The 23,686-nt window shown below is 69.6% G+C and carries 24 protein-coding genes; 15 read left to right on the forward strand and 9 right to left on the reverse strand.

Features of this window, described 5'->3' with window-relative positions; genetic code table 11:
• Nucleotides 1–369: 369 nt before the first annotated feature.
• Both J2Y69_RS14635 and J2Y69_RS14640 read left to right on the forward strand, forming a co-directional pair.
• A complete protein-coding gene (locus J2Y69_RS14635; protein WP_310022050.1) occupies nucleotides 370–678 on the forward strand; it encodes a transposase in 309 nt (102 codons plus the stop codon).
• Between the two features lie 32 nt (nucleotides 679–710).
• Nucleotides 711–1,184 carry a hypothetical protein gene (locus tag J2Y69_RS14640; RefSeq protein WP_310022051.1) on the forward strand — a complete coding sequence of 158 codons (474 nt, stop codon included), beginning with the start codon at nucleotides 711–713 and terminating at the stop codon, nucleotides 1,182–1,184.
• Nucleotides 1,185–1,430: 246 nt separating this feature from the next.
• Here J2Y69_RS14640 and J2Y69_RS14645 read toward each other — a convergent pair whose 3' ends face one another.
• The 4 genes from J2Y69_RS14645 to J2Y69_RS14660 form a co-directional block, all read right to left on the reverse strand.
• Nucleotides 1,431–3,062, reverse strand: a complete 1,632-nt coding sequence (locus J2Y69_RS14645) for a DUF6119 family protein (protein WP_310022053.1) — start codon at nucleotides 3,060–3,062, stop codon at nucleotides 1,431–1,433.
• Between the two features lie 223 nt (nucleotides 3,063–3,285).
• On the reverse strand, nucleotides 3,286–3,657 hold the full coding sequence (locus J2Y69_RS14650) for a helix-turn-helix domain-containing protein (protein ID WP_310022055.1): 372 nt from the start codon (nucleotides 3,655–3,657) through the stop codon (nucleotides 3,286–3,288).
• A gap of 1 nt (nucleotide 3,658) precedes the next feature.
• Nucleotides 3,659–4,081, reverse strand: a complete 423-nt coding sequence (locus J2Y69_RS14655) for a type II toxin-antitoxin system RelE/ParE family toxin (protein WP_310022057.1) — start codon at nucleotides 4,079–4,081, stop codon at nucleotides 3,659–3,661.
• Nucleotides 4,078–4,380 (reverse strand): helix-turn-helix domain-containing protein, encoded by a 303-nt coding sequence (locus J2Y69_RS14660; protein ID WP_310022059.1) that lies wholly within the window; start codon nucleotides 4,378–4,380, stop codon nucleotides 4,078–4,080. Before J2Y69_RS14660 ends, J2Y69_RS14655 begins: the two co-directional genes overlap by 4 nt.
• A 165-nt stretch (nucleotides 4,381–4,545) precedes the next feature.
• Between J2Y69_RS14660 and J2Y69_RS18100 the strand changes: the two genes are divergently transcribed.
• Nucleotides 4,546–5,079 (forward strand): putative immunity protein, encoded by a 534-nt coding sequence (locus J2Y69_RS18100; RefSeq protein ID WP_396653111.1) that lies wholly within the window; start codon nucleotides 4,546–4,548, stop codon nucleotides 5,077–5,079.
• 143 nt (nucleotides 5,080–5,222) lie between these two features.
• Here the strand turns inward: J2Y69_RS18100 and J2Y69_RS14670 are convergent, their stop codons facing one another.
• Nucleotides 5,223–6,509, reverse strand: a complete 1,287-nt coding sequence (locus tag J2Y69_RS14670; RefSeq protein WP_310022062.1) for an extracellular catalytic domain type 1 short-chain-length polyhydroxyalkanoate depolymerase — start codon at nucleotides 6,507–6,509, stop codon at nucleotides 5,223–5,225.
• A 325-nt stretch (nucleotides 6,510–6,834) separates the two neighbouring features.
• Nucleotides 6,835–8,244: an MFS transporter gene (locus tag J2Y69_RS14675; protein WP_310022064.1), complete on the reverse strand. Its 1,410-nt coding sequence runs from the start codon at nucleotides 8,242–8,244 to the stop codon at nucleotides 6,835–6,837.
• A gap of 102 nt (nucleotides 8,245–8,346) precedes the next feature.
• Between J2Y69_RS14675 and J2Y69_RS14680 the strand changes: the two genes are divergently transcribed.
• The gene (locus J2Y69_RS14680) at nucleotides 8,347–9,225 is read left to right on the forward strand and encodes a helix-turn-helix transcriptional regulator (RefSeq protein ID WP_310022066.1); all 879 of its coding nucleotides are present in this window, start codon (nucleotides 8,347–8,349) and stop codon (nucleotides 9,223–9,225) included.
• Nucleotides 9,226–9,279: 54 nt separating this feature from the next.
• Here the strand turns inward: J2Y69_RS14680 and J2Y69_RS14685 are convergent, their stop codons facing one another.
• Together J2Y69_RS14685 and J2Y69_RS14690 are read right to left on the reverse strand one after the other, a co-directional pair.
• Nucleotides 9,280–10,494 (reverse strand): amidohydrolase, encoded by a 1,215-nt coding sequence (locus J2Y69_RS14685; protein ID WP_310022068.1) that lies wholly within the window; start codon nucleotides 10,492–10,494, stop codon nucleotides 9,280–9,282.
• A gap of 132 nt (nucleotides 10,495–10,626) precedes the next feature.
• The gene (locus J2Y69_RS14690) at nucleotides 10,627–11,280 is read right to left on the reverse strand and encodes a TetR/AcrR family transcriptional regulator (RefSeq protein ID WP_310022071.1); all 654 of its coding nucleotides are present in this window, start codon (nucleotides 11,278–11,280) and stop codon (nucleotides 10,627–10,629) included.
• 124 nt (nucleotides 11,281–11,404) lie between these two features.
• Here J2Y69_RS14690 and J2Y69_RS14695 point away from each other — a divergent pair, with 124 nt between their 5' ends.
• Nucleotides 11,405–12,163, forward strand: coding sequence for a 3-hydroxyacyl-CoA dehydrogenase (locus J2Y69_RS14695; RefSeq protein WP_310022073.1), 759 nt, complete (start codon nucleotides 11,405–11,407; stop codon nucleotides 12,161–12,163).
• A gap of 67 nt (nucleotides 12,164–12,230) precedes the next feature.
• A complete protein-coding gene (locus tag J2Y69_RS14700) occupies nucleotides 12,231–13,010 on the forward strand; it encodes an enoyl-CoA hydratase-related protein (RefSeq protein ID WP_310022075.1) in 780 nt (259 codons plus the stop codon).
• A gap of 52 nt (nucleotides 13,011–13,062) precedes the next feature.
• Here the strand turns inward: J2Y69_RS14700 and J2Y69_RS14705 are convergent, their stop codons facing one another.
• The gene (locus J2Y69_RS14705; RefSeq protein WP_310022078.1) at nucleotides 13,063–13,824 is read right to left on the reverse strand and encodes an SDR family NAD(P)-dependent oxidoreductase; all 762 of its coding nucleotides are present in this window, start codon (nucleotides 13,822–13,824) and stop codon (nucleotides 13,063–13,065) included.
• Between the two features lie 101 nt (nucleotides 13,825–13,925).
• Here J2Y69_RS14705 and J2Y69_RS14710 point away from each other — a divergent pair, with 101 nt between their 5' ends.
• The 9 genes from J2Y69_RS14710 to J2Y69_RS14750 are packed head-to-tail and all read left to right on the forward strand — an operon-like array spanning nucleotide 13,926 to nucleotide 23,644.
• A complete protein-coding gene (locus J2Y69_RS14710) occupies nucleotides 13,926–15,107 on the forward strand; it encodes a CaiB/BaiF CoA transferase family protein (protein ID WP_310022080.1) in 1,182 nt (393 codons plus the stop codon).
• Entirely contained in the window at nucleotides 15,104–16,297 is a 1,194-nt protein-coding gene (locus tag J2Y69_RS14715; RefSeq protein ID WP_310022082.1) for a thiolase family protein, read from the forward strand. Before J2Y69_RS14710 ends, J2Y69_RS14715 begins: the two co-directional genes overlap by 4 nt.
• Nucleotides 16,298–16,302: 5 nt before the next feature.
• Complete coding sequence (locus J2Y69_RS14720; protein ID WP_310022084.1) at nucleotides 16,303–17,472, forward strand: acyl-CoA dehydrogenase family protein; 1,170 nt, start codon at nucleotides 16,303–16,305, stop codon at nucleotides 17,470–17,472.
• A 1-nt stretch (nucleotide 17,473) separates the two neighbouring features.
• The gene (locus J2Y69_RS14725) at nucleotides 17,474–18,304 is read left to right on the forward strand and encodes a crotonase/enoyl-CoA hydratase family protein (RefSeq protein ID WP_310022086.1); all 831 of its coding nucleotides are present in this window, start codon (nucleotides 17,474–17,476) and stop codon (nucleotides 18,302–18,304) included.
• Nucleotides 18,301–19,458, forward strand: coding sequence for a thiolase family protein (locus J2Y69_RS14730; protein WP_310022089.1), 1,158 nt, complete (start codon nucleotides 18,301–18,303; stop codon nucleotides 19,456–19,458). The genes J2Y69_RS14725 and J2Y69_RS14730 overlap by 4 nt, the downstream gene beginning before the upstream one ends.
• Nucleotides 19,455–19,859 (forward strand): Zn-ribbon domain-containing OB-fold protein, encoded by a 405-nt coding sequence (locus tag J2Y69_RS14735; protein ID WP_310022091.1) that lies wholly within the window; start codon nucleotides 19,455–19,457, stop codon nucleotides 19,857–19,859. The genes J2Y69_RS14730 and J2Y69_RS14735 overlap by 4 nt, the downstream gene beginning before the upstream one ends.
• Nucleotides 19,856–21,043 (forward strand): CaiB/BaiF CoA transferase family protein, encoded by a 1,188-nt coding sequence (locus tag J2Y69_RS14740; RefSeq protein ID WP_310022093.1) that lies wholly within the window; start codon nucleotides 19,856–19,858, stop codon nucleotides 21,041–21,043. The genes J2Y69_RS14735 and J2Y69_RS14740 overlap by 4 nt, the downstream gene beginning before the upstream one ends.
• Nucleotides 21,040–22,608 (forward strand): long-chain-fatty-acid--CoA ligase, encoded by a 1,569-nt coding sequence (locus tag J2Y69_RS14745; protein WP_310022095.1) that lies wholly within the window; start codon nucleotides 21,040–21,042, stop codon nucleotides 22,606–22,608. The genes J2Y69_RS14740 and J2Y69_RS14745 overlap by 4 nt, the downstream gene beginning before the upstream one ends.
• The gene (locus J2Y69_RS14750; protein WP_310022097.1) at nucleotides 22,601–23,644 is read left to right on the forward strand and encodes a phosphotransferase family protein; all 1,044 of its coding nucleotides are present in this window, start codon (nucleotides 22,601–22,603) and stop codon (nucleotides 23,642–23,644) included. Before J2Y69_RS14745 ends, J2Y69_RS14750 begins: the two co-directional genes overlap by 8 nt.
• Nucleotides 23,645–23,686 lie beyond the last annotated feature (42 nt).

Below are 23,686 nucleotides of genomic sequence, written 5' to 3' on the forward strand. Positions count from 1 at the left end.
GCTTCGACATGCCCGAGTCTGTCGCCTATGACCCGACTCACGTGTCGCCGATCACCTGTCGCCTATGTCCCGAACCCAGACACCCTCAGGTCCACAATTGTGATGAGTCGGGACATGTGTCGCTGATGAGTCGCGGGATATGTCACTCAGGGGAAGAGCCTGGCCATCGGCCGGGCTCTTTTTCGTTGTTGCGCTAGTAGGTCTGGGTTATCGGGTTATAGGCCAGAAAGAGTGGATCGGTCGGGTGTGTCATCCTCGTCCTGCCCATCCTGAGCGGGTCCAGAGTCGGGTTATAGGCAAGGGACTGCTGCACGGTTGGGCGACATCTGACCTGGCTTGCCCCTGGGGCGGGCCTGGAAGGATGTTGCTGTGCCCAAGCCCTACCCGAGTGAGTTCCGTGACGATGTGGTGCGCATCGCGCGGAACCGCGAACCTGGAGTGACGATCGAGCAGATCGCGAAAGACTTCGGTGTTCACCCGATGAGGTTGCAGAAGTGGATGCGCCGCACCGACATCGAAGAGGGCGTCAAACCTGGCCCGACTCCTGGCGAGGATGCCGAGCTGCGCGAAGCGCGTAGGCGGATCCGGCTGCTCGAGCGGGAGAACGAAGTCCTCCGACGGGCCGCGGTGTATCTGTCGCAAGCGAATCTGCCGGGAAAAGGTGGTACCCGCTCGTAAGCGAGCTCGCCGTTGCGGGGATCTCTGGGACGGTGACGTGCCGGGTTCTCAAGCTCTCCGGCCAGCCCTACTACCGGTGGCTGGCAGCTCCCCTCACCCGCAGCGAGGTCGTGGAGGCGTATCGCGCGAACGCGCTCTTCGGCGCGCACCGGGATGACCCGGAGTTCGGGCATCGGCTCCTCGCCGACGAGGCCCGCGACGTCGGAGAGGCGATACCGGACCGGACCGCGTGGCGGATCGCGTCGGCCAATGGTTGGTGGTCTGCGTTCGGCAAGCCCAAGCGCGGCAAGGGACGCCGGCCCGGTCCGCCTGTCCACGACGACCCCTGCGCGGTCATCGACGAGGACGAGAGAACACGGCATGTGTTCGCCGCCGAGACCTCCAACGAGCTCTGGCTGACTGACATCACCGAGCACAAGACCGCGGAGGGCAAGCTCTATCTCTGCGCGATCAAGGACGTCTTCAGCGGCCGTATATCGTCGGCTACTCGATCGACTCGAGGATGAAATCGAGACTGGCCGTCCAAGCCTCGAGAACGCCGCGGCAATGCGCGGCGACGTCGCTGGCTGCGTGATCCATTCCGATAGGGGCAATCAATTTCGAAGCCGGAAATTCCTCCGCGCTCTGACTCGCCACCGCATGGTTGGACCCAAGGACAGAGTCGGCTCCAGCGAGTTGCTGTTCCATCTCCTGAACCGAAGGTAGGTCTCGCGCGGAGCCGTACCGGCTCACCGGGGGACTGTCAGACATGGCTATGACTGCGAGGTGGCGTTCCGCCGTTTCCGCGGCTTCGGACGGCCAGCTCGGTTTGTCGCATCAGGGACTAGTTGAACGGTCGTCGGGACCCCCATCGCTTTCAACGCTACGAGTGCGCGGCGCAGTGAGATTCGCGAGAAGACGGGTAGGTTCGCGGACTTTCTTTCCGGAGTACGTTTGTGGCTCACGATCGCGATTGAAACCATGTACGCGTTATTCTCAAGTGCTCCCGCGACTTGCTGCGCAGCACCATCACCAGCTTTCTCCTTTACGAGCTTCAGCAACTTTTTCGCCGCTTCCTCGTTTGTGCGAAGGAGTTGCACCGAGTTTGCGGCTTGATTGAAGAGATGGCTGAGCGTTGCCGAACTCGTGCCGATCTTGACGTGAACGAACTCGATGCTGCCCGTATCGATACTAAGAATGTCGCAAGGTTCGACCTGAGTTTGTCCCGCAGGGCTGATGTTGGTCTGATCGAGACAGACGCTCCCAGTAGCGGCGCTGACTTCGGTGTTGTACTCGGCTTCACTTGCCCACTCGTGCGTGGGGAGCGTCGCATCAATCCAATACGGATCAAGGAATTCTTGGAGCGATTCGAGGAGCCCTGTCGCCACTCGAAACCAAGATCCATCACTGAAGTGGTAGCTGTACCCTTCGTCGGCCTCTGTCTCGAACACTAACGAGCGGAAGATGCTCCAACGTTGCCTCATCTCGTGACTACCGTCGAGGAGAAGTAGTTCATCGTGTTTCAGATCGTCGACGGCGAAGGATTCAGCAGTGAATCCTTTCCCTTCAAGGTATTCGCGGTAATGCTTAATGTAAACGTCGTCGAATATTTCGCTCGCTCCGCGACCCGCAAACTGGACGTAGGTTTCGTCACCATAGTCCAGAACATCTGGCACGGTGAGAACTATGGGTGCGGAGACGTCGAAGACCGACGCGACCAATATTTCATTGAGCGGGTCAATTGTTGAGGGATCTGTGATGGGCCGAATCTGAGCGATGTCCGGAAAGGTCTTACGGAACCCCTTTGACTTGTATAGCTTGTGCAGGCGTTTCAGTAGAACCGCAAGATCACCGGGCTCCGTCGGGGTAGTGACCCTGAGGCTGGCAGCACCTGTAACACTGCGCACGAGGTCGCTGTGCTCGGATCTTGCTTTGCCGGTCAAGCTCTTGAGAACAGAGCTGTCACTTGTGAAGCTCAGCAGCGCGAGGTCGCCGTCATATGGAATCTGGGTCCTACGCCGTTGCGAAGATTCAGGGTCGAGCGTATCGGTGCTTTTCAACTTTTTTGGATCGACGGCGTTGAGGACAACTCGCGTACCGAAGTCGTGAACATAGGAGTCTTCCTTGAGAAGATGTTGTCCCGCGCCAAAAGTCAGTGCAAATGTTCGCTTTCCGATCTCAACGAAAGCTGTTGCAGAGTTTGACTGTTGGAAGAGATTACCGCTGAGGCCTAGGTATGTCTTCCACCAGGGTTGCTTTGGATTTCCTGGTTTTAGAAACACGCGAAGGTTGGAGATAGCACTGGCCGCTACCTCGGTCTCTTCGTAGTCGCTGCTGTCCTTGATCGCTTGTTCGACTGTCACGCCAGACTTCAGCAGATAGATCGACATCGACTTCGCTGCCACCACCGACCTCCTCGGGCTGGTCGATGCGAGCGCCTGTCGCGCTAGTCATCGTTGGCTAGGCCCGGAATGGTCGGGTTGGCCTAATAATAGGGCTTAGCGTCACCGCAAGCGGTCGATTCCATGAACGAGTTCAAGCGCACCGCCACGGTGCGCTTGCTGAGGCGTTGGGAACCTCAACGGCAGCGATCGTCTATCCAGCGAGATATGAAGCGATCTGCTCGGCTCATTCTGCACGGCTCGTCCCAGGTCGAGCTTCGACCCGCGCCCATGGCTGAGGAGAGAGAACGACCTTGCGGTTGCCGAAGGTGGCGGTGACCTCGACTGTGCCGCCGAGGGCCTCGACGTAGGACTTGAGGGTGGCGAGCCCGGAGCGGTCGAGGTCACCAGCCTCCAGCGCGGAGATGGTGGGCTGGGTGAGGTCCATGCGTTCGGCGAGTTCCTTCTGCGTCACGCCCTGCTCCTCGCGGATCTCGCGCAACCGGTAGGCACGCTCCTCCGCCTCCATGCGTGCGACGTGCTCGGCGACAGCGGCCTCGTTGACGGGTCGCTTGGCACGCACGTCGCTCCACGATGTGGTCTTCGTCTTGGTGCTCATCTCACTCCTCCTCATCTGTCAGCCACTCGTCGAACCGGTCGTCGGCTATCGGGATGTTCTGGTCGTACCACTGCTTCCACCTGCCCGCCTTGTCTCCGGCGATGAGCAGGATGGCTCTGCGCTTCGGATCGAAGGCGAACAGAACCCTGATCTCACTACGTCCCGCCGATCCAGGACGCAGCTCCTTCATGTTGTGGTGCCGGGAGCCTTTGATCCTGTCCGCCGTCGGCCTCCCGAGCGTGGGGCCTTCGGACTCCAGTCGGGCGATCGCGGCAGCGACCAGGTTGTAGGTCTCGTCATCCAGCCCCAGGACCCACGACTCCACATCTTCCCAGAGCCGCACGTCCCAAGACATACCCTCAGTATAGATTCGACTCGATATCGACTCAAGTGAATATTGACGAGCACGGTTGCGGCGGTTCACGACGCAACCTCGACCATCGCCTGCCGGGTCTTCTCCCACACGGTCATCCGGCTCACGCCGAACCGCTCCGCGATCGCCATGACACCCTCGCCTTCCTCCCGCGCGGCCCGGATCGCGGAGACTTCGGCGTCCTTGAGTGGAGTTCGAGCCCGTCTCTTTGGGTTCCGAACGACCTCGGAATCGGCCGTCTCGACGACGACAGTCCCGCCGGTAACCCTGCTCCTGACCTGATCCCACAAGGAACTGAGCCGTTCGATGCGTTCCCAGTCACTTCGTTTGATCCTCGCTGCGTCCACCATTTCAGACGTACGAGAACACCCGACTTCGGTTGAGGCGGGTGCGAAGGCGGCGAACGGCTTTCAAGTCGGATCGTCGCCTTTCGTCTTCGGCGATCTCGATGCCGTGGCAGTCCATGAGCAAGCTGAGCCCTCCACCGACACAGCGTGTCGTGCGAGAGTAGATGAATGCCATCCCCGCAGGCGCTCAGTGAGGCTGACCGGCGACTCGTCGCGCTGTGGGCAGCGGATTGCGCGGAGCGTGTCCTGCCCCTGTTCGAAGCGGAAGTCACGGACGACGATCGTCCGCGAGACGGCATCGACCGTACTCGGGCGTTCGGCCGGGGTGAGCTAGACACTGCCGAGGAGATCCGTCGCCGGTTCGTCGCAGGTCGTGCGGCTCAGTCCGCGAAAGCTCCGGCTGCGGTGGCAGCCGCCAGAGCTGCCGGGCAAGCGTCGGGTGTCGCGCACATGGGCGCACACGCGCTGGGTGCGGCCGCTTACGCCGCGAAGGCCGCCGCCCTTGCCTCGACCGACCAGGACGCCGCCCGCCACGAAGAGGTTGATTGGCAACTCCGTCGCATGACGGCGGATGTCCGAGCCGCCTTGATGCAGCTACCGCTGCTCGGAGAGGACTCGTCTGGACCGTTGGGAGCAGGCCTTCTCGCGACGGGGATGCTCGCCACGACGATCCGCGAGATCCAGGCGGCGTTGTCCGCCTAACGCTCCGGCTGCTCGCGCGAGTCATCGACACGGACCCTGGTATCGACCTGTGAGACACGCGTCATCAACGCCACAAGTCCCCTGGTGACCCAGGGGATCTTGTTTTTCTGCGGCGCCCGTCCGCACAGGATCAGGCGTGTCGATCAGCTGCAGGCGGCGACCACGGCCCACCCTCCCTGCTGCGGAGCCAGGTTCGTGACCGTCGAGTCACCCTGCCCCATGTAGCCCAGCGAACCGACCGCGTAGTACGGGTTGTAGGGATTCACGCCGTAGCTCTTCGCCCGACCTGCAGTCTCGTGCTCCGCGTTGGTCGCGGTGACGCAGCCAGTCGGAGTCGGAGTCGGAGTGGGCGTCGGCGTCGGTGTGGCAGTCGGAGTCGGAGTCGGCGTCGGTGTGGGCGTCGGAGTGCCGGAGCGATCGACCCTGCGGTTGTTCTCGAAGAAGAACTTCGTGACGTACGCGGGATAGTCGATGCTGTTGCCCGAGATATACGTCCCGCCGGCCCCCGCGCCCGCTGGCCAGTTGTGTCCGAGGCCGGTGTTCTGGATGACGGACACCCGTGGGCCCGTCGCGTCGCTGTAGAGCGTCCCCGTTCCCTGGGTGTTCGCGCCCTGGAGCCCGGACAGGGAGAAGGATGTGACGGACGATGCCCCGTACAGCCCCGCCATCACCTTCCCGTTGAGGGTGTCGTAGCCCGTCGCGACCGTCGTGTCGTTGCTTCCGTACACGACCGATGTGAGCTGGGTCTGGAAATCCGAGACTCCGCCCCCCGCGAAGTTCTTGCACGTGGACGTCGCCGCGCTCTCGCTGGTGGCGACGTAGCTAATCTGACCGGACGTCGTGCCCACGGTGGGCCCGGCGTTGATCCCCACCCCCGCGAAGATGCCAGGGAACAGACAGCCCATGGCCATTGCCTCCCCGCCGCCCGAGGAGAGGCCGGAGACATAGACCTGGGCGTCATCGATGCCCAGGGAGCTTCGCCCCGCAAGGATCTGCGCGAGATCCCGAAGGTTGTCGTCGTGTCGCGCCGGTGACGTCGAGCTGTGATTGCTGTCGTAGTAGTCCCAGCACCCCAGCAGCACGCCGCCGCTCGGCGCATCCGGAATCGCGACGACCATGCCGTACGCGTCGGCCGTCGCGGTCCAGTTGCCGTTCGTCTGCAGGTCCTGGGCCTTCTGCAGGCATCCGTGGAGGTTGATCATCAGGGCCCGCCCGTCCCCGATGGTGCCGGACGTGGCCGGTGTGTAGATGCGCACGGACATCCCCGCGATCGTCTCCGTCGACCAGCTCCCGGTCGCAGCCTGCGCGGTCGTCGTTGCCGTTACGCCGGTCAGGGATGCGGCAGCCAGCGCGATCGCCGCCGTAACGGCGATGCCTCTCCCCCGCCGCAGCGTTCGTCTCGCGCCGTTCTCGGCCACGGTCGTCCTCATGAGGAACCTCCTTGTCCCATTGGACGCGACCCTCCACGTCCGGTGCTCCGAGTATCCGCCCCTGGGGGATCGTCTTCGAGCAGAAGATCCGCACACACCGTGTGCGCACGCGCACAATGAGCAGGAGCGGGCACGCAGGGCGGCGGTCGCCGCCGCGGACGGGCCGACATGGTCGCCACGTCCGCCCTTCCCGTTCGGCTGGAGATTTCCCGGTTGGCGGGTCTCCCCGCGCCGGAGCTCCCGCCGGGCGGGGAAACGGCATGCAGGCGTTCCCGGGCCGGCGTTCCCGGGCCGGCGGCCCGAGACTGCCCGCGGGCGCGCAGGCTCAGGCCCGGCGGGGTCCCCTCAGCGCCACGGCGATCGCCACGGCGGTGAGAACACCGAGCGCCGCGTCGACGCCGATTGCGATCTGGATGCCCGGGAGCAGGGTGGACGTCGCGAACGCCATGACGATCGCCGACATCACCGGCGTGCCGAGGGCGATACCGATCTGCTGACTCATGGTCACGAGCCCCGTTGCAAGGCCCTGCAGGTCGGCGGGCACGTCGGTCGTGGAGGTGACGACGTAGCCGACGATGGCGACGAGGTTCGCGATCCCGCCGACGAAGGTGAGGATCAGGAGCGGAACGACCCACACCCGGTCGGCGGAGACGAAGGCGAGCGGCGCGGTCGCCGCGGACTGGACCAGCAGCCCGATGACGATCGCCGCCCTCGGACCGGTCCTGCCGATGATCCTCGGGGCGATGAGGCCGCCGATGACGGTGCCGAGACCGAGGACGGCGAGGATCAGTCCGGCGGCGACCGCGCTGAACCCGAGCAGGTCCTGGAGGTACAGGGTCAGCAGGAACACGAGCGACGTCTCCGTCGCGAACGCGAGGAGCCCGGCCGCGTTGCCCCAGATCACGTTCACGCGGCCGAGGAGCGCCGGAGGGACGAGCGGCTCCGCGGACCGGGACTCGACGATCCAGAACACGACCAGCAGGACGGCGGCGGCGATGATGAGCCCCCACGTCCCGGGATGCGCCCAGCCGACGCGGCCGGCGGTGTCGATGCCGAGGACCAGGGCGATGAGCGAGAGCGTCACGAGGATCGCTCCTGGCGCGTCCAGACGCGGACGACGGCGGACGACGGGGTCCCGGAGCACGGCGGGCCCGATGAGGACGACGGCGAGGGCGACGATGACATTGACGAAGAACGCCCACCGCCAGGACACGGTCCCCGTGAGCACTCCGCCGAGCACGGCGCCCGTCGTGAAGCCCGCGGCCATGAGCGCTCCGTTGAGGCCGAGGACTCGGGCGCGGGCCGGCCCCTCCGCGAACATCGTCGTCATCAGCGACAGGGCCGCGGGGCTGACCATGGCCGTCGCCACGCCCTGACCGACACGCGCCGCGAGGAGCACGGTGGGATCCTGCGCGAGACCGCCGGCGAGGGAGGAGACGCCCAGGAGGACCATGCCGAGGAGGAACAGCCGCTTGCGGCCGAACAGGTCGGCGACCCGCCCGAAGAACAGGGTGAATCCGGCGGCGCAGAGCGCGAAGGCGGTCACGATCCATTGCAGCGAGGCGGTGGCGAAGCCCAGGTCGGCGCCGATGCGGGGAAGCGCGACGTTGAGGATCGAGAAGTCGACGGCGAGCATGAAGTTGGCAGTGAGCAGCACGGCGACCGCGAGCCCCTGACCTCCGGCGAGGTGTCCGCGCCGTACCGCCGTCTGCGAGGGGATGTCCTGTCGAGTCATGCCTCCACATTCGGCGTCCGGGATCGCCGTAGCCAGGAGCACGCTTTGCCTACCACCGTCAGGGACAGGCTGCGCCGGAGCGCGGAGAGCACAATGGATGGCATGGACCCCCAGCGCTCGCCCGCCGAGATCGTGGACGCCTCGCGTCCGATGACCGAGCTGGGCGAGTTCCTGCGCTCACGGCGCGACCGGCTCGACCCGGAGGCCGTCGGCGTGCGCAGCCTTGGTCGTCGGCGTGTGCCCGGTCTCCGGCGCGAGGAGCTCGCACAGCTCGCCGGGGTGTCGGTCACCTACCTCACCCGTCTGGAGCAGGGCCAGTCGCAGAACGCGTCCGACTCGGTCATCGACGCGCTCGCCCGCGCCTTGCAGCTCGACCCCGATGAGCGGACGCACCTGTTCGCGCTGGCCCATCCGACACCGCCGAGACGCCGGCGCCCCTTGAAAGCGGAGATCGCGAAGCCGGGTGCGCTCCAGCTCCTGCACGCGATGAGCGACGTGCCGGCTCTGCTGTTGGGCCGGTTGAACGACATCCTCGCCTGGAATCGGGCGGGGCACCTCCTGCTCGCCGGGCACCTGGCCTCCGACGCCCCGGACCAGGCGGCATCGCGGCCGAATCAGATCCGGATGCTCTTCCTCGACGAGCACACCCGCGATCTCTACGCGGACTGGGACGACGAGGCAGCGCTCGCCGTCGCCTCCCTGCGTTACGTGGCCGCGCAGTTCAGCGACGACCGACGGCTGACCGAGCTGGTCGGCGACCTGAGCGTGAACAGCCCGGAGTTCGCGGCGCTGTGGGCCGGGCATGCCGTCCGGCTCTGCACGAGCGGGAGCCGGAGCCTCCATCATCCCGAGGTCGGCGAGCTCACCCTCGGGTACGAGGTCCTCCACCTGCCGGAGGGGGACGGGCAGCGCATCCTCGCCTACGCCGCGGAACCAGGCAGCGTCTCGTCCTCCGGCCTGCGCCTGCTCCTCTCCGCCTGAGCCGCGCGGGCTCGACGTAGACGCATCCCCGGGAGTGGACCGTCCGGGAGGAGGTCAGCCGAGGAGCTCGCGGGCCGCGGCGACAAGTGCCGTCACACCGACCTCGATCGTGGGATGCATCACCGGGGCATAGACCGCGGAGTGGTTCACCGGGATGTCGCGATCGAGCGTCCCGGCCGCCGACGCCGCGGCCCAGCGCTCCGGGTCGGAGCCGCCCCAGAACCAGAAGACGAGCGGCACACCGGCATCGCGGGCGAACCACGACACGTCCTCGCTGCCGGCGGACATGCCGGGATCGATCACGGCGTCCTCGCCGAGTGCGCGCCTCAGCGCCGAGGCGACACGGAGCGTCGCGGTCTCGTCGTTGATCGTGGCCGGCAGCGTGTGGTCGATGCGGATGTCCGGCTCGACCTCGGCGCCGGACGCCATGGCCTCGGCGCGCACGACCCGCTCGACCGCGGCGAGCACCTTCGCCCGCAGCGCATCGTCCGGGTAGCGAAGACTCAGCTCGAGCGTCGCCTCGGCGGGGATGATGTTGTTCTTCTGCCCCGCATGGATCGAGCCGACCGTGACGACCGCGACGTCCTTCGGGTCGACCTCGCGCGACACGACGGTCTGCAGCCTCATCACGGTCGCCGCCGCCATCACGACGGGATCCACGGTCGAGTGCGGACGGGACCCGTGGCCGCCCCGTCCGTGCAGGGTGACGGTCAGGGCATCGGAGGCGGACATCTGCGCGCCGGAGCGTACGCCGACGACGCCGGCGGGCAGAGGGGTGACGTGCTGGCCGATCACGGCGGTCGGCGCCGGGTACCGCTCCAGCACGCCGGCGTCGAGCATCGCGCGTGCACCCGCGCCGAGCTCCTCTGCGGGCTGGAGGAGCACGACGACGGTGCCCGACCAGTCCGCCCGGCCTTTCACCAGCTCCTCGACGGCGCCGATCATCGCTGTGACGTGCATGTCGTGCCCACACGCGTGCATGACCGGGACCTCGACTCCGCCGGCTCCCGTCCCGGTCGCCGTACTCGCATACGGCAGCCCGGTCCGCTCCTCGACGGGCAGCCCGTCCATGTCCGCGCGCATCCAGACCACCGGGCCGTCGCCGTTCCGCAGCATCCCGACGACGCCCGTGCCGCCGACGCCCTCCTCCACGGCGAGCCCGAGCTCCCGCAGATGGGCGGCGGCGATGCCCGCGGTCCTGGTCTCCTGGAACGACAGCTCCGGGTGGCGGTGCAGGTCGATGTAGAGCGCTTCGAGGTCGATCGTCATCGTTCTTCCTTCTGGTGAGACGCGGCGGAACGCCCGCGCAGAGCCGATGCGGAGCGCCGCGCGGATCTCCGCGGCCGGATCTCGATCCGGGATCTCGGTCCGAGATCTCCGCTGCAGAGGTTGGGTGGGCGGTCAGCCGCGGGGCTCGTACTCGACGACCGCGAGCGCGATCCGCCGGTAGCGATGCGCCATCTCCTCCGGCGAGATGGGGCCGCCGATCCGGTACCACCCCGCGATGCCCTGGCACATGGTGAGGATCGCGCGGCCGCACTCGTCCGGGTCCGGTGTCGTGAAGGCTCCGTCCGCGGTCCCCGCGGCGATGACCTCGCGCACCGCCTGCTCCACGGCGTCACGGCGATGGGCGTAGTGGGCCAGGTTCTCGGTCGTGAGCGCACGGCGCTCGGAGTCGAGGAAGGCGAGATCGGGATGGTTCGCCATGTAGAGGACGATGGCCTCGACGACGACGCTCAGCCGCTCGGCGGGGTCGTCCCCCGCATCGGCGAGGGCGTCGGCGACGTGGGAGGTGACGATGTCCATCGCGTGGTCGAGGAGGGCGACCAGCATCGCCTGCTTGTTCTCGAAATGGTAGTAGAGAGCCGGCACCGTGACGCCGACGTCGCGGGCGATGGTGCGGACGGTCGTCGCGTGGAATCCGCTCTCGACGATCTGGTGCAGGGCGACGGTGAGCACAGGATGGAGGGCAAGCGGCGGATAGACGCGCCAGTCGGCGACGTTCTGCGGGACGCCGGTGGCCGGCACCTCGTCGTTGAGGGTTCGAGTTGACATGCGTGTGACGCTGCGTCCCTTCTCCTCCGCTGAGAGTACCCGTCGATTGTGCCAGGTGCGAAGACTTGCGAGTCGGATTGTTTCCGATTAGTTTAGCGAACGCTAGATCATTTAGGGAGAATCGATGAAGATTCAAGGCAGATCCGCCCTCGTCACGGGCGGCGCATCCGGACTCGGCCTCGCCACCGTCCTCCGCCTCGTCGAGGAGGGAGCGCGCGTCACCGTCGTCGATCTCCCCTCCGCGGACCGAACGGCGCTGGATGCCCTGGGGGCGTCCGCGGAGTTCGTCCCCGCGGACGTGACCGACGAGACGGCCGTCCAGGAGGCGGTCGATCGCGCGAACCGTGACGGCGACCTCGCGATCGTGGTGAACTGCGCGGGGATCGGCAACGCGATCAAGACCGCGGGCTCCCGCGGGGCGTTCCCCCTCGACGCGTTCACCAGGGTCGTCCACGTGAACCTCATCGGCACGTTCAACGTGATCCGCCTCGCCGCGCAGGCCATGCTCGGCAACGAGCGACCCGAGGAGGAGCGCGGAGTCATCGTCAGCACCGCCTCGGTCGCCGCCTTCGACGGACAGGTCGGCCAGGCCGCCTACTCCGCCTCGAAGGCCGGGATCGCCGGGATGACCCTTCCGATCGCCCGGGACCTCGCGCCCGCCGGGATCCGCGTCGTCACGATCGCGCCGGGGCTCTTCGAGACGCCCCTTCTCGGCGCCCTGCCGCAGGACGTCCGCGACTCGCTCGGCGCGCAGGTGCCGCATCCGAGTCGCCTCGGCCGCCCCGCCGAGTACGCCGATCTGGTCGCCTCGATCATCGGCAATCCCATGCTGAACGGCGAGACGATCCGCCTCGACGGCGCGATCCGCATGGCGCCACGATGACCGGGACGGCGCTCACCGCTCCCGTCACCGCTCCCGGTGGACCGGCAGAGGACCAGGAGGCCCGAGGATGACCGACAAGATCCGCACAGCACGCGACGGCGGGATCGTCACGATCACGATCGACGACCCCGCTCACCGCAATGCGATCGGCCAGGCCGAGATCCTGGAGCTCGCGACACGGATGGAGGCGCTGGCCGTCGATCCGTCGGTGCGCGTCGTCGTGCTGACCGGCTCCGGGGACGCGTTCTGCTCCGGCGCCAACCTCGACAGCGACCCCGCGGCGATCGGCCGATCGGCGCACGCGACCACCACCCTGGCCGGCATGGGACGGATCGTGCGGGCGATGACGGACGCACCCTTCCCCGTGATCGCCGCCGTGCGCGGCGTCGCCGCCGGAGGGGGCGCATCGCTCGCCCTCGCCGCGGATCTCGTGATCGCCGGCGAGAGCGCGTTCTTCCTGCTCCCCTTCCTCCGCGTCGGCCTCGTCCCCGACGGCGGCGCGACCCTCGTCGTCGCCGCCGCGATCGGTCGTGCCCGTGCCCTGCGTCTCGCCCTCCGAGGCGAGCGGCTCCCCGCCCGCGAGGCGTACGACCTCGGCCTCATCGCCGCCGTCTGCGAGGACGCCGAGGTCGCCGCCACCGCCGCGGAATGGGCGGAGGATCTCGCCCGAGGCCCCCGCACCGCGATCGCGCTGACGAAGAAGGCCATCAACACCGCAGCCCTCGACGGGCTCGGCGACGCCCTCGTCCGCGAGGGCGAGTACCAGGTCAGGCTGGCCGGCGATCCCGACTTCCGCGAGGGGGTCGCGGCGTTCAAGGAGCGCCGTCGCCCCCGCTTCGCCGAGTAGGGAAGGGCTTTGGAGGTGCCCGCGGAGCGAACCGCCCCGCGGGCACCGACGACTACAGGGCGACCATCCCGCCGTCGACGAGGAGGCTGGTCCCTGTCACGTAGGACGAGGCGGGCGAGGCGAGGAAGAGCAGCGCGCCGTCCAGCTCGTGCGCCTCGCCCAGGCGCCCCATGATGCTGTGCTCCCGCACCATCGCGCCGATCTGGTCGCCGTCACCGTCCGTCATCTCGCTCGCGAAGTAGCCGGGGCAGAGCGCGTTGACCCGGATCCCCTTGCGCCCCGTCCACTCCTGGGCGAGATCCCTCGTCAGCCCGAGGACGCCCGCCTTACTGGCCGCGTACGCCGCCTGGGGGAACCGTGGGGCGATGTGCCCGAGGACGCTCGAGACGTTGATGATCGACGATCCGGGCGGCATCGAGGGGGCGCACGCCTGCGCCATCCAGAAGGTGCCGTTCAGGTTCACGTCGATGACGGACCGGAACGACTCCGGCGTCTCCCTCGACGCGGGGACCGCCGTGCCGATCCCCGCGTTGTTGACCAGGACGTCGATCCGCCCGAACTCCTCCTGCGCCCGTCGCGCGGCCTCCCTGACGTCGTCCACGTCCGCGACGTCGGCCCGCTGGACGACCACCGTCCGCCCCGTTCCGCGCAGCTCGTCCGCCAGCCTCTCCAGCCGATCCGCCCGTCGCGCCACCAGGAGCAGATCGGCCCCGGCCGCCGCGAGGACCCGGGCGAACCGGGCTCCGAGCCCGGAGCTCGCGCCTGTGACGACGGCGCATCTGCCGTCGAGCCGGAATGACTGCATGGGGTCCATCGGGGGCTCCTCCGTACGGGTTGACGAATCGGTTGTCGTCAAGCAGAATGACTGATTAGCGAGCGCTAAGTCAAGAACGCGGAGTCGAAGGAGACACGCCCATGCCCCAGACAGCGACCCGACCGCTGGACGGCTACCGGATCATCGACCTGACGGCCAACGTCGCCGGTCCCCTCGCCACCCAGGTGCTCCGGGACCTCGGCGCCGAGGTCATCAAGATCGAGCCCCCGACGGGCGACGCGTCCCGGAAGATCACGGCGACCGCCGCGGGCATCGAGCACGTGACCCCCTACTTCAGCCCCTTCAACCGCGGCAAGAAGTCGGTGCGCCTCTCCCCCAGGGACCCGGCGGACGCCCAGTCGCTGCGCGAGCTCCTGGAGACCGCGGACGTGCTCGTCCAGGGGATGCGCCCCGGCGCCCTGGCCAAGCACGGCCTGGGCCCGGAGGACGTGCGCGCGATCAACCCCCGCCTGGTCTACGCGTCGATCTCCGCATACGGCGGCGGGAGCCCGCTCCAGGACCGCCCCGGCATCGACATGCTGCTGCAGGCCGAGGCCGGATGCCTCAGCAGCCAGCCCCCGGGGGACGTGCCGCGGCTGATCCCGTTCCAGCTGATCGACGGCGCGACCGGCCATGTCCTGGCTCAGGCCGTGCTCGCGGCCCTCCTCCATCGTGAGCGGTTCGGGGTCGTCAACAGCGTCGAGGTGGCCATGTACGACGTCGCCTGCAGCCTGCAGGCCAACTACCTCACCCTCGCGATGGCCATGCCGGATGAGCTCGGCCCCCTCTCGACCGCTCCCGAGGCGAACGGCGGGCGGCGCGCCGTCGCCGTCGAGCCCTCCGGCGTCTTCCGCACCGGAGACGGCGACATCGTGCTGGCCGCCTACGTGCCCGCCCACTGGGAGAGGTTCGTCGAGCTGCTCGGCGCCGCGGACCTGGCAGAGGACCCCCGGTACGCGGACCAGGCCGCGCGGTCGATCCACTCCGTCGCGCTGCGCGCGCGGGTGACCGAGCTCCTCCAGGCCCACGACGCCGACGAGTGGGTGCGACGGTTCGACGCCGCGGGCCTGATGGCGGCGCGCGTCTCCACCTGGTCGGAGGTGGTGCGCTCCCCCGTGTTCGAGGAGCGCGGGCTGCGTCTGACCGTCTCGCAGGGCGAGCACGAGGTCGGCGTCCCCCGCTCCCCCGCCCGGTACTCGGAGTTCGACTCCTCGTCATCGCTCACCCTCCCCGCCCTCGGGGAACACGAATCGCTCATCAGGGAAGCAGGAGACCGTTCATGAGGAACGCCGTCATCGTCGACATCGTCCGCACGGCCTCGGGCCGGGGCAAGCCCGGCGGGGCGCTGTCCGGCACCCATCCGGTCGAGCTGCTCGCCACGGTCCTCCGGGCGCTCGTCGAGCGCAACGGGCTCGATCCGGTGCTCGTCGAGGACGTCATCACCGGATGCGTCAGCCAGATCGGCGAGCAGTCGCTCAACATCGGCCGGCAGGCGGTCCTGGCCGCGGGCTGGCCGGAGTCCGTCCCCTCCACCGCGGTGGACCGGCAGTGCGGGTCCAGCCAGCAGGCGGCCCACTTCGCCGCGCAGGGCGTCCTGGCCGGCGCCTACGACATCGTCGTCGCGGCCGGCGTCGAGTCGATGAGCCGGGTTCCGATGGGCTCGTCCTCGACGGGCAGGGACGCGCTGGGCCCCTCCGTGCGCGCCCGCTACCCCGAGGGCCTGGTCAACCAGGGGGTCTCCGCGGAGCTGATCGCCGAGCGCTGGGGCCTCGGCCGCGAGGAGCTGGACGCCTTCGCCGCACGCTCGCACCGCCTGGCCACGGAGACCGCCTCGGCAGGAGGCTTCGCCCGCCACATCGTCCCCGTCACCACCACCGCGGCCGACGGCACCCCGCACACCCACGTCGTGGACGAGACCGTCCGCCCGACGACCACGCCGGAGGGACTCGCCGGACTCGGCACCTCCTTCGACACGGACGAGATGCGCGCCCGCTTCCCCGATGTCGAGTGGCGGATCACCCCCGGGAACTCCTCACCGTTCACCGACGGGGCCTCGGCCACGCTCATCATGGAGGAGCAGACCGCGATCCGGCTGGGCCTCACGCCCCGCGCCCGCTTCCACGCGTTCTCCGTCGTCGGCGACGACCCGTTCCTGATGCTCACGGCTCCCATCCCGGCGACGCGGAAGGTCCTCGACCGGGCCGGCCTCACGATCGAGGACCTCGATGTCTACGAGGTCAACGAGGCCTTCGCGCCCGTCCCCCTCGCCTGGGCCGCCGACCTCCGCGCGGATCCCGAGAAGCTCAACCCGCACGGCGGTGCCATCGCTCTCGGCCATCCCCTCGGCGCCTCCGGCCTCCGTCTGATGTCGACCATGCTCCAGCACCTGGAGGCGGTCGGCGGACGCTATGGCCTCCAGACCATGTGCGAGGGCGGCGGCATGGCCAACGCGACGATCATCGAGAGGCTCTGAGAACCGTGACCTACGACCTGTACGCGAGACGCCCGTTCTTCTCCGAGGACCACGAGGCGTTCCGGACGAGCGTGCGCAGCTTCCTGGCGCGCGACGTCACCGGCCACGTCGAGGACTGGGAGCGCCACGGCGACATCCCCCGGTCGGTGTGGGACTCCGCCGGCGAGCTCGGCCTGTTCGGCCTCGCCGCCCCCGAGCACCTGGGCGGCGGCGGCGAGCCGGACTACCGCTTCCGCATGGCCGCGATCGAGGAGTTCACCCGCGTCGGCGCCGCCTCGCCCGCCGCGACCATCGCGACGCATGCGGACATCCTCCTCCACTACGTCGTGGATCTCGCGACCCCCGAGCAGGCCGAGCGCTGGGTGCCGAGGCTGGCGAGCGGCGAGTGGATCGGCGCGATCGCCATGACCGAGCCGGGAGCCGGGTCCGACCTCCGCGCGATCGCGACCACCGCCGACCGCGACGGCGACGGGTGGGTCCTCAACGGCACGAAGACCTTCATCAGCAACGGCATCCACTCCCAGCTCGTCGTCGTGGCGGCACGGACGGGACGGGCGCCCGACGCTCCCCTCAGCCTCTTCGTCGTCGAGGACGGCGCATCGGGCTTCGGGCGGGGCAAGAAACTGGAGAAGCTGGGCCTGAAGGCCCAGGACACCGCCGAGCTCAGCTTCGAGGACGTCCGGATCCCCGCATCGCACCTCCTCGGCGAGGAGGGGCGCGGCATGCGGGCGATCGTCTCGCACCTGCCGCTCGAGCGCCTGAGCATCGCCGCGAACGCCGTCGCCGGCATGCGCGCCGCCCTCGCCTGGACCATCGAGTACGTCCTGGAGCGCCGCGCGTTCGGCAAAGCGCTCGCGGAGTTCCAGAACACGCAGTTCACGATCGCCGAGCTGGTGACCGAGCTGGAGGCGACCCAGGCGTTCGTCGATGAGATGGTCCTGCGCCACAACCGCGGAGAGCTCACCCCGGTGGACGCGGCGAAGGTCAAGTGGTGGGCGACCGAGTCGCACAAGCGGGCCGTCGACCGCTGCCTGCAGCTGTTCGGCGGCTACGGCTTCATGAGCGAGTACCCCATCGCCCGTGCCTACGCCGACACGCGCGTCACGACGATCTTCGGCGGCACGACCGAGATCATGAAGACCATCATCGCCCGCGACGTCCTGGGAGTGCGTTGAGATGACCGACACCGATACGACCGCCGTCCCCGCCGAGGAGCCGGCCGCGCTCTATGAGATCCGAGGCCACGTCGCGCTGATCACGCTGAACCGCCCCCGCGCGCTCAACGCCGTGAACGCCGCGCTCTCCGCCGCCGTCGGCGAGAGCCTCGAACGGGCAGCCGCCGACCCCGAGGTGCGGGCGGTCGTCATCACCGGCGCGGGACGGGCCTTCTGCGCCGGCGCCGACCTCAAGGCGCTCGCGCGCGGCGAGTCGCTCTCCGCGCCGGGCAGCCCCGAATGGGGGTTCGCCGGATTCGTCCGGCACTGGATCGACAAGCCCGTCATCGCCGCGGTCAACGGATACGCGATGGGCGGCGGCACCGAGATCGTCCTCGCGAGCGACCTCGCGGTCATCGCCGAGGACGCCGCCCTCGGGCTGCCCGAGGTCACCCGCGGCCTCATCGCCGCCGCCGGCGGCGTCGTCCGCCTGCAGCACCAGATCCCTCTCAAGCGCGCCCTGGAGCTCGTCCTGACCGGCGACCCCATCGACGCATCGACCGCGCTGGAGTGGGGCCTGGTGAATCGGGTGACCCCGGCCGGCGACGCTCTGGAGGTCGCGCTCGGGCTGGCCGACCGCATCGCGATGAACGCCCCGCTGGCGGTCCGGCGCAGCAAGACCCTCCTGCACAGCACGGCGAGCGCGGGCTCGACGTGGGATCCGGCGTGGTCCGGGATCGACCCGTGGGCCGCCAACCAGGAGGCGATGGCCGCCGTGTTCTCGTCCTCCGACGCCGTGGAGGGTCCTCGCGCCTTCGCGGAGAAGCGCCGTCCGGAATGGACCGGTCGATGACCGGGGCGGCCATCGTCGGGCTCGGCATGACCGAGCTCGGCGCCGTGTTCGGGCGTACCGCCCCTCAGCTGGCCGCGGACGCGGTCCGCGCCGCCGTCGCCGACGCGGGGCTCGCCATGGGCGAGGTCGACGGGCTGCTGGTGACCTCGGGGCTCGGCGGCGAGCTCACCCCGCAGCTGGCGGGCCGGCTCGGCCTCGACGAGCTCGCCCTCGTCTCCAGCGTCGGAGCCTATGGCGCGAGCGCCGGCGTCATGATCGGGATGTGCGCGCAGGCCATTGCGGCGGGGACCGCGTCCACCATCGTGTGCGTGTTCGCCGACACCCCCCTCACGGAGAAGGGCAGGACCGGAGACGCGTGGAGCGCCGCCCGGGCCCCGCTCGACGGCGTGCAGGGCTGGCAGACCGCGTCAGGGGGCACAGCGCCCAACGCCTACTACGCGCTCGCGGCCCGCCGGCACATGGAGATGTACGGGACCACGACCGAGCACCTCGGGGAGATCGCCATCAGCCAGCGGCTCTGGGCGGCGGGCAATCCGCTTGCGCGGTTCCGCGATCCGATCACGCCCGAGGACCATCGCTCCTCGCCCTGGATCGCGGACCCCCTGCGCCGCCTCGACTGCTGCCTGGTGAGCAACGGGGCCGTGGCGGTCGTCGTCACCTCCGCCGAGCGCGCCGGGGACCTCGCCGCGCCGCCGGTGCACATCCAGGGCCACGGCCAGGCGCATCGGCCGCGTCGGCTCAGACGGGACTCGGACTGGGGGCTGCGCACCGCCGCGCCCGAGTCCTGGGCCAGGGCGTCCCGGATGGCGGGCGTGACGCTGTCCGACATCGACGTCGTCGAGCTCTACGACTGCTACACCTACACGGTCCTGGTCACCCTCGAGGACTACGGGTTCTGCGAGAAGGGCGAGGGCGGCGCGTTCGTCGAGGACGGCCGGCTGCGACCGGGCGGATCGCTCCCCTGCAACACCGGCGGCGGCCAGCTCTCCTCCTTCTACATGTGGGGGTTCACCCCCCTGAGCGAGGCCGTCATCCAGCTCCGCGGCGACGGCGGCGCACGTCAGGCCGGCGAGCCGGGCACCGCCCTGGTCAGCGGGAACGGCGGATTCCTCGAATACCACTCGACCCTCGTCCTCGGGAAGGAGGAGCGATGACCGTCATCGTCCGGCGCACGGCGGCGAGCGCTGCGTTCTTCGACGCGGCGGAGGCCGGCGCGCTCCTCCTCTCGGTCTGCGACGACTGCGGCACCGCGCGCGGGCCGCTCGACGAGGCCTGCCCCGAATGCCGGGCCGTGGCCGCGCACGGGCTCCGCGCCCGCGGCGACGCGACGCTCGTCTCGTGGACCGTCGTCCACCGTGCGATGCTCCCCTCGTTGAGCACGCCGTACACCGTCGGGCTGGTGGAGCTCGGTGAAGGGCCCTGGATCCTGGTGCGGCTGGTCGTGGCCGCGGACGCCGCCCTGCACGTCGGCGACCGCATGACGCTCGTCGCCCTCGCTGCTCCGGAGGGCGGGGAGGCGCTGATCGCCGCCGCGCCCGCGGGAGGGGCTGCATGAGCGGGCCGCTCGCCGGGGTCACGATCGTCGAGCTCGGCGGAATCGGCCCGGCCCCGTTCGCCGGGATGATGCTGGGCGACCTGGGCGCCGACGTCATCCGCATCGATCGGGTCGAGGGGCTCCCCGACGGCGAGGCCGCGACGCACACCATCCTGCTGCGGGGCCGGCGCTCGGTGGGCGTCGATCTCAAGGACCCGCGCGGCCGCGACCTCGCGCTGTCCCTCATCGCCCGCGCAGACGGGGTGATCGAGGGGTTCCGCCCCGGCGTCGCCGAGCGGCTGGGGCTCGGCCCCGAGATCGCACTCGCCCGCAACCCCGCGCTCGTCTACGGGCGGATGACGGGCTGGGGGCAGGAGGGGCCCCTCTCCCAGACAGCCGGTCACGACATCAACTACATCGCCGTGTCGGGGGCGCTGGAGCCCATCGCCGGCGGCGACGGGGCGCCGGCGGCGCCCCTGAACATGCTCGGGGACTTCGGCGGCGGGGCCATGCTCCTGGTCACCGGGATGCTCGCCGCCCTGCTCTCCGCGCGCGGCGGCGGCGCGGGGCAGGTCGTGGACGCCGCGATCGTGGACGGCGCGGCGCTGATGACGGCGATGCACCGGTCCATGCTCCACTCCGGCCTGTGGGATGCACCTCGGGGCGGCAACCTCTTCGACGGCGGTGCGCCGTACTACGGCGTCTATCGGACCGCCGACCGCCGGTGGATGGCGGTCGGCGCGATCGAGCCGAAGTTCTACGCCGAGCTCCTGCGCGGCCTCGACCTCGCACACGAGGTGGACGCCGCGCGACAGACCGACCCGCTGAGCTGGCCGGAGACCCGTTCGCGGTTCGCGACCCGGTTCGCGGAGCGGACGCGCGCGCAGTGGGAGGAGAGGTTCCACGGGCTCGATGCCTGCACCACGCCGGTGATCGCCCCCGACGAGGTCATGGACAACGCCCATCTCTCCATCCGCGGCACCTACTCCCGGGAGGACGGCCTCGTGCAGCCCTCCCCCGCGCCACGCTTCTCCCGTACACGGACCACACCGCCCACGGCGTCCCCCTCGCCGGGCGAGCACACGCACGAGGTGCTCGCTGAGCTCGGTCTCGACGCCCACGCCGTCGAGACCCTCATCGACGCGCGGGTCGTCCGCGCCTCGACGCCTGCAGGACAGATCCCCCCATCGAGAGGTAGCCGATGATGTCCCTTCCCGAGCAGCTCGCCCAGCTCGAGGCCTCCCGCAGAGGCCACTGGATGGCGCAGCTCGATCGCCATGCCCAGGCACGTCCCGATCAGGCGGCGCTCCGCTTCGCCGGAGAGACCACGACCTGGGCGCAGCTGCGCGACCGCGTCGGCCGGCTCGCCGGCGTCCTCGCCCGGCGGGGCGTCGCCCGCGGCGACCGCGTCGCGATCGCGACCGGGAACCGCCCCGAGTTCCTCGAGGCCCTCATCGCCGCGGGATGGATCGGGGCCATCGCCGTCCCGATCAACTTCCGGCTCGCGGCGCCCGAGATCACCTATGCCCTGGACGACTCCGGCGCCCGCGTCCTCATCGCCGATGAGACCACCGGTGACGCCGCGCGCGCCGCGGCCGCAGGCGCGCTGACCCCGCCGGTCCTGATCGACATCTCCGCCGAAGGCGGACGGCGATACGAGGCACTCTTGGAGGAGGGACCGCCCGCGCCGTTCATCGACGTGCGCGAGGACGACGCGGCGCTCATCATGTACACCTCGGGCACGACGGGGCGCCCCAAGGGTGCCGTCCTCACGCACCGGAACCTCATCGCCCAGTCGCTGACCATCATCCGCGCGTTCCATCTGACCGGGGACGGCGAGGCCAGCCTCGTCGCCTCGCCCCTATTCCACATCGGCGCGCTCGGCTCCGTCGCCCCCTGCCTGCACATCGGCGCGACGATCGTCATCGCACCGACCGGGGCGTTCAGCGCGGAGGCGACGCTCGACCTGCTCGAGAGCGAGCAGGCGTCGACCTGCTTCCTCGTCCCGACGCAGTGGCAGGCACTCTGCGACAGCCCCACCGTCGCCGGCCGCGACCTCGCCGCGCTGCGGGTCCTCGGCTGGGGAGCGGCGCCGGCGAGCGAGTCGCTGCTGCACCGGATGGCCGAGGTGTTCCCGCAGGCGAGGGCCGTCGCGCTCTTCGGCCAGACGGAGATGTCGCCGGTCACCTGCGTGCTGGAGGCGAAGGACGCGGTCCGCAAGCTGGGCTCCGTCGGTCGCCCCATCCCCTCCGTCAGCGTCCGGGTGCTCGACGCCGACGGGAACGACGTCCCCCGCGGCGAGGTCGGCGAGATCGTCTATCGCGGCGTCGGCCTGATGCAGGGGTACTGGGAGAAGCCGGAGGCGACGGCCGAGGCCTTCGAGGGCGGATGGTTCCACTCCGGCGACCTGGTCCGCCGGGACGAGGACGGATTCGTGTACGTCGTCGATCGCGCCAAGGACATGATCATCTCCGGCGGAGAGAACATCTACTCCACCGAGGTCGAGAACGCGCTCGCGGCCCATCCGCAGATCGCCGACGTCGCGGTCGTCGGGATGCCGCACACGACCTGGGGCGAGACCCCGGTCGCGGTCGTGGTGCTCGCCGACCCCGCTGCCCCGCTCGACATCGAGGCCGTCCGCGCCCATGGGGCGACGCTGCTCGCCCGCTACAAGCTGCCCACCGCCGTCCGGACGGTCAAGAGCCTGCCGCGCAATCCGGCCGGCAAGGTCCTGAAGTCCGCCCTCAGGGAGATGCTGAACGATGACTGACGCGATCGACGAGGCGCTCCGCCCCTCCGTGCTCGGCCCCGAGCTCGCCGCGGCGCTCGGCGACCCGGCATGGCGCGACCTCGACGCCGAGCTGATCGCCGGTGGGAAGTCCAACCTCACCTTCCGGCTCTCCGCCGCGGGCACGGAGCTGATCCTCCGGCGTCCGCCGCTCGGCGATCTCCTCCCCCGCGCGCACGACATGGGGAGGGAGCGTCGCATCCTCGACGCGCTGGCCCCGACACCGGTCCCCGTGCCCGCCGTCCTGCACTTCGGTGGGGAGGGGAATGCCCTCGGCGTCGACTACTACGTCATGGAGGTCGTCCCCGGCGTCATCGTCCGTGATGCGCTGCCCGACGGCTTCGCCGAGACGCCGCGGGAACGGGAGGCGCTCGCCGCGGGCCTGGTCGACACCCTCGCCGCCCTCCACGCCGTCGATCCCGAGGCCGTGGGCCTCGACGGCTTCGGACGGCCAGACGGCTACTTCGCCCGCCAGCTCGCCCGCTGGTCCGGGCAGTCCGCGCGGTCCGACGCCGGCGACGAGCCCGCCCTCGACGCGCTGCGGACGGCGCTGGAGTCCCGGCTGCCCGCCGCGTCCGCGGCCGGCCCCGCGCGCATCGTGCACGGCGACTACCGCATCGACAACTGCGTGATCGACGCGGCCGATCCTGGACGGGTCTCCGGAGTGCTGGACTGGGAGCTGTCCACCCTCGGCGACCCGCTCGCGGACCTCGGTCTGCTCCTCTTCTCCTGGCGGGAGCCGGGCGAAGAGCCCTGGCGCCTGGCGCCGGCGCCGACCAGGGCGAACGGCTTCCCCGGCCGCGCCTGGCTGATCGAGCGATACGCCGGACGCACTGGCGCCGACGTCTCCTCGATCGGCTTCGCCCACGCGTTCGCGCACTTCAAGTTCGCCGCGATCACGCAGGGCGTCGCCGCGCGTGTGCGCGCCGGGACGATGGCCGGCCAGGACTTCGGCGACCTCACCGGCGAGGTCAGCCGGATCGCCGAGGCCGGCCTGAGCGCACTGAGCAACAGCTGACCGCACTGAGCCACGACTGACCGCAGAGCAGGCCGACCGGAT

The sequence above is a fragment of the Microbacterium resistens genome (assembly GCF_031456305.1).
Classification (GTDB): domain Bacteria; phylum Actinomycetota; class Actinomycetes; order Actinomycetales; family Microbacteriaceae; genus Microbacterium; species Microbacterium resistens_A.

Bases quoted from the DNA above. Each gene is read 5' to 3' on its own strand.
- J2Y69_RS14650 (WP_310022055.1), bottom strand. From the start codon at position 3,657: ATGAGCACCAAGACGAAGACCACATCGTGGAGCGACGTGCGTGCCAAG.
- J2Y69_RS14660 (WP_310022059.1), bottom strand. From the start codon at position 4,380: ATGGTGGACGCAGCGAGGATCAAACGAAGTGACTGGGAACGCATCGAA.
- J2Y69_RS18100 (WP_396653111.1), top strand. From the start codon at position 4,546: ATGCCATCCCCGCAGGCGCTCAGTGAGGCTGACCGGCGACTCGTCGCG.
- J2Y69_RS14670 (WP_310022062.1), bottom strand. From the start codon at position 6,509: ATGAGGACGACCGTGGCCGAGAACGGCGCGAGACGAACGCTGCGGCGG.
- J2Y69_RS14675 (WP_310022064.1), bottom strand. From the start codon at position 8,244: ATGACTCGACAGGACATCCCCTCGCAGACGGCGGTACGGCGCGGACAC.
- J2Y69_RS14680 (WP_310022066.1), top strand. From the start codon at position 8,347: ATGGACCCCCAGCGCTCGCCCGCCGAGATCGTGGACGCCTCGCGTCCG.
- J2Y69_RS14685 (WP_310022068.1), bottom strand. From the start codon at position 10,494: ATGACGATCGACCTCGAAGCGCTCTACATCGACCTGCACCGCCACCCG.
- J2Y69_RS14690 (WP_310022071.1), bottom strand. From the start codon at position 11,280: ATGTCAACTCGAACCCTCAACGACGAGGTGCCGGCCACCGGCGTCCCG.
- J2Y69_RS14695 (WP_310022073.1), top strand. From the start codon at position 11,405: ATGAAGATTCAAGGCAGATCCGCCCTCGTCACGGGCGGCGCATCCGGA.
- J2Y69_RS14700 (WP_310022075.1), top strand. From the start codon at position 12,231: ATGACCGACAAGATCCGCACAGCACGCGACGGCGGGATCGTCACGATC.
- J2Y69_RS14705 (WP_310022078.1), bottom strand. From the start codon at position 13,824: ATGGACCCCATGCAGTCATTCCGGCTCGACGGCAGATGCGCCGTCGTC.
- J2Y69_RS14710 (WP_310022080.1), top strand. From the start codon at position 13,926: ATGCCCCAGACAGCGACCCGACCGCTGGACGGCTACCGGATCATCGAC.
- J2Y69_RS14715 (WP_310022082.1), top strand. From the start codon at position 15,104: ATGAGGAACGCCGTCATCGTCGACATCGTCCGCACGGCCTCGGGCCGG.
- J2Y69_RS14725 (WP_310022086.1), top strand. From the start codon at position 17,474: ATGACCGACACCGATACGACCGCCGTCCCCGCCGAGGAGCCGGCCGCG.
- J2Y69_RS14730 (WP_310022089.1), top strand. From the start codon at position 18,301: ATGACCGGGGCGGCCATCGTCGGGCTCGGCATGACCGAGCTCGGCGCC.
- J2Y69_RS14735 (WP_310022091.1), top strand. From the start codon at position 19,455: ATGACCGTCATCGTCCGGCGCACGGCGGCGAGCGCTGCGTTCTTCGAC.
- J2Y69_RS14740 (WP_310022093.1), top strand. From the start codon at position 19,856: ATGAGCGGGCCGCTCGCCGGGGTCACGATCGTCGAGCTCGGCGGAATC.
- J2Y69_RS14745 (WP_310022095.1), top strand. From the start codon at position 21,040: ATGATGTCCCTTCCCGAGCAGCTCGCCCAGCTCGAGGCCTCCCGCAGA.
- J2Y69_RS14750 (WP_310022097.1), top strand. From the start codon at position 22,601: ATGACTGACGCGATCGACGAGGCGCTCCGCCCCTCCGTGCTCGGCCCC.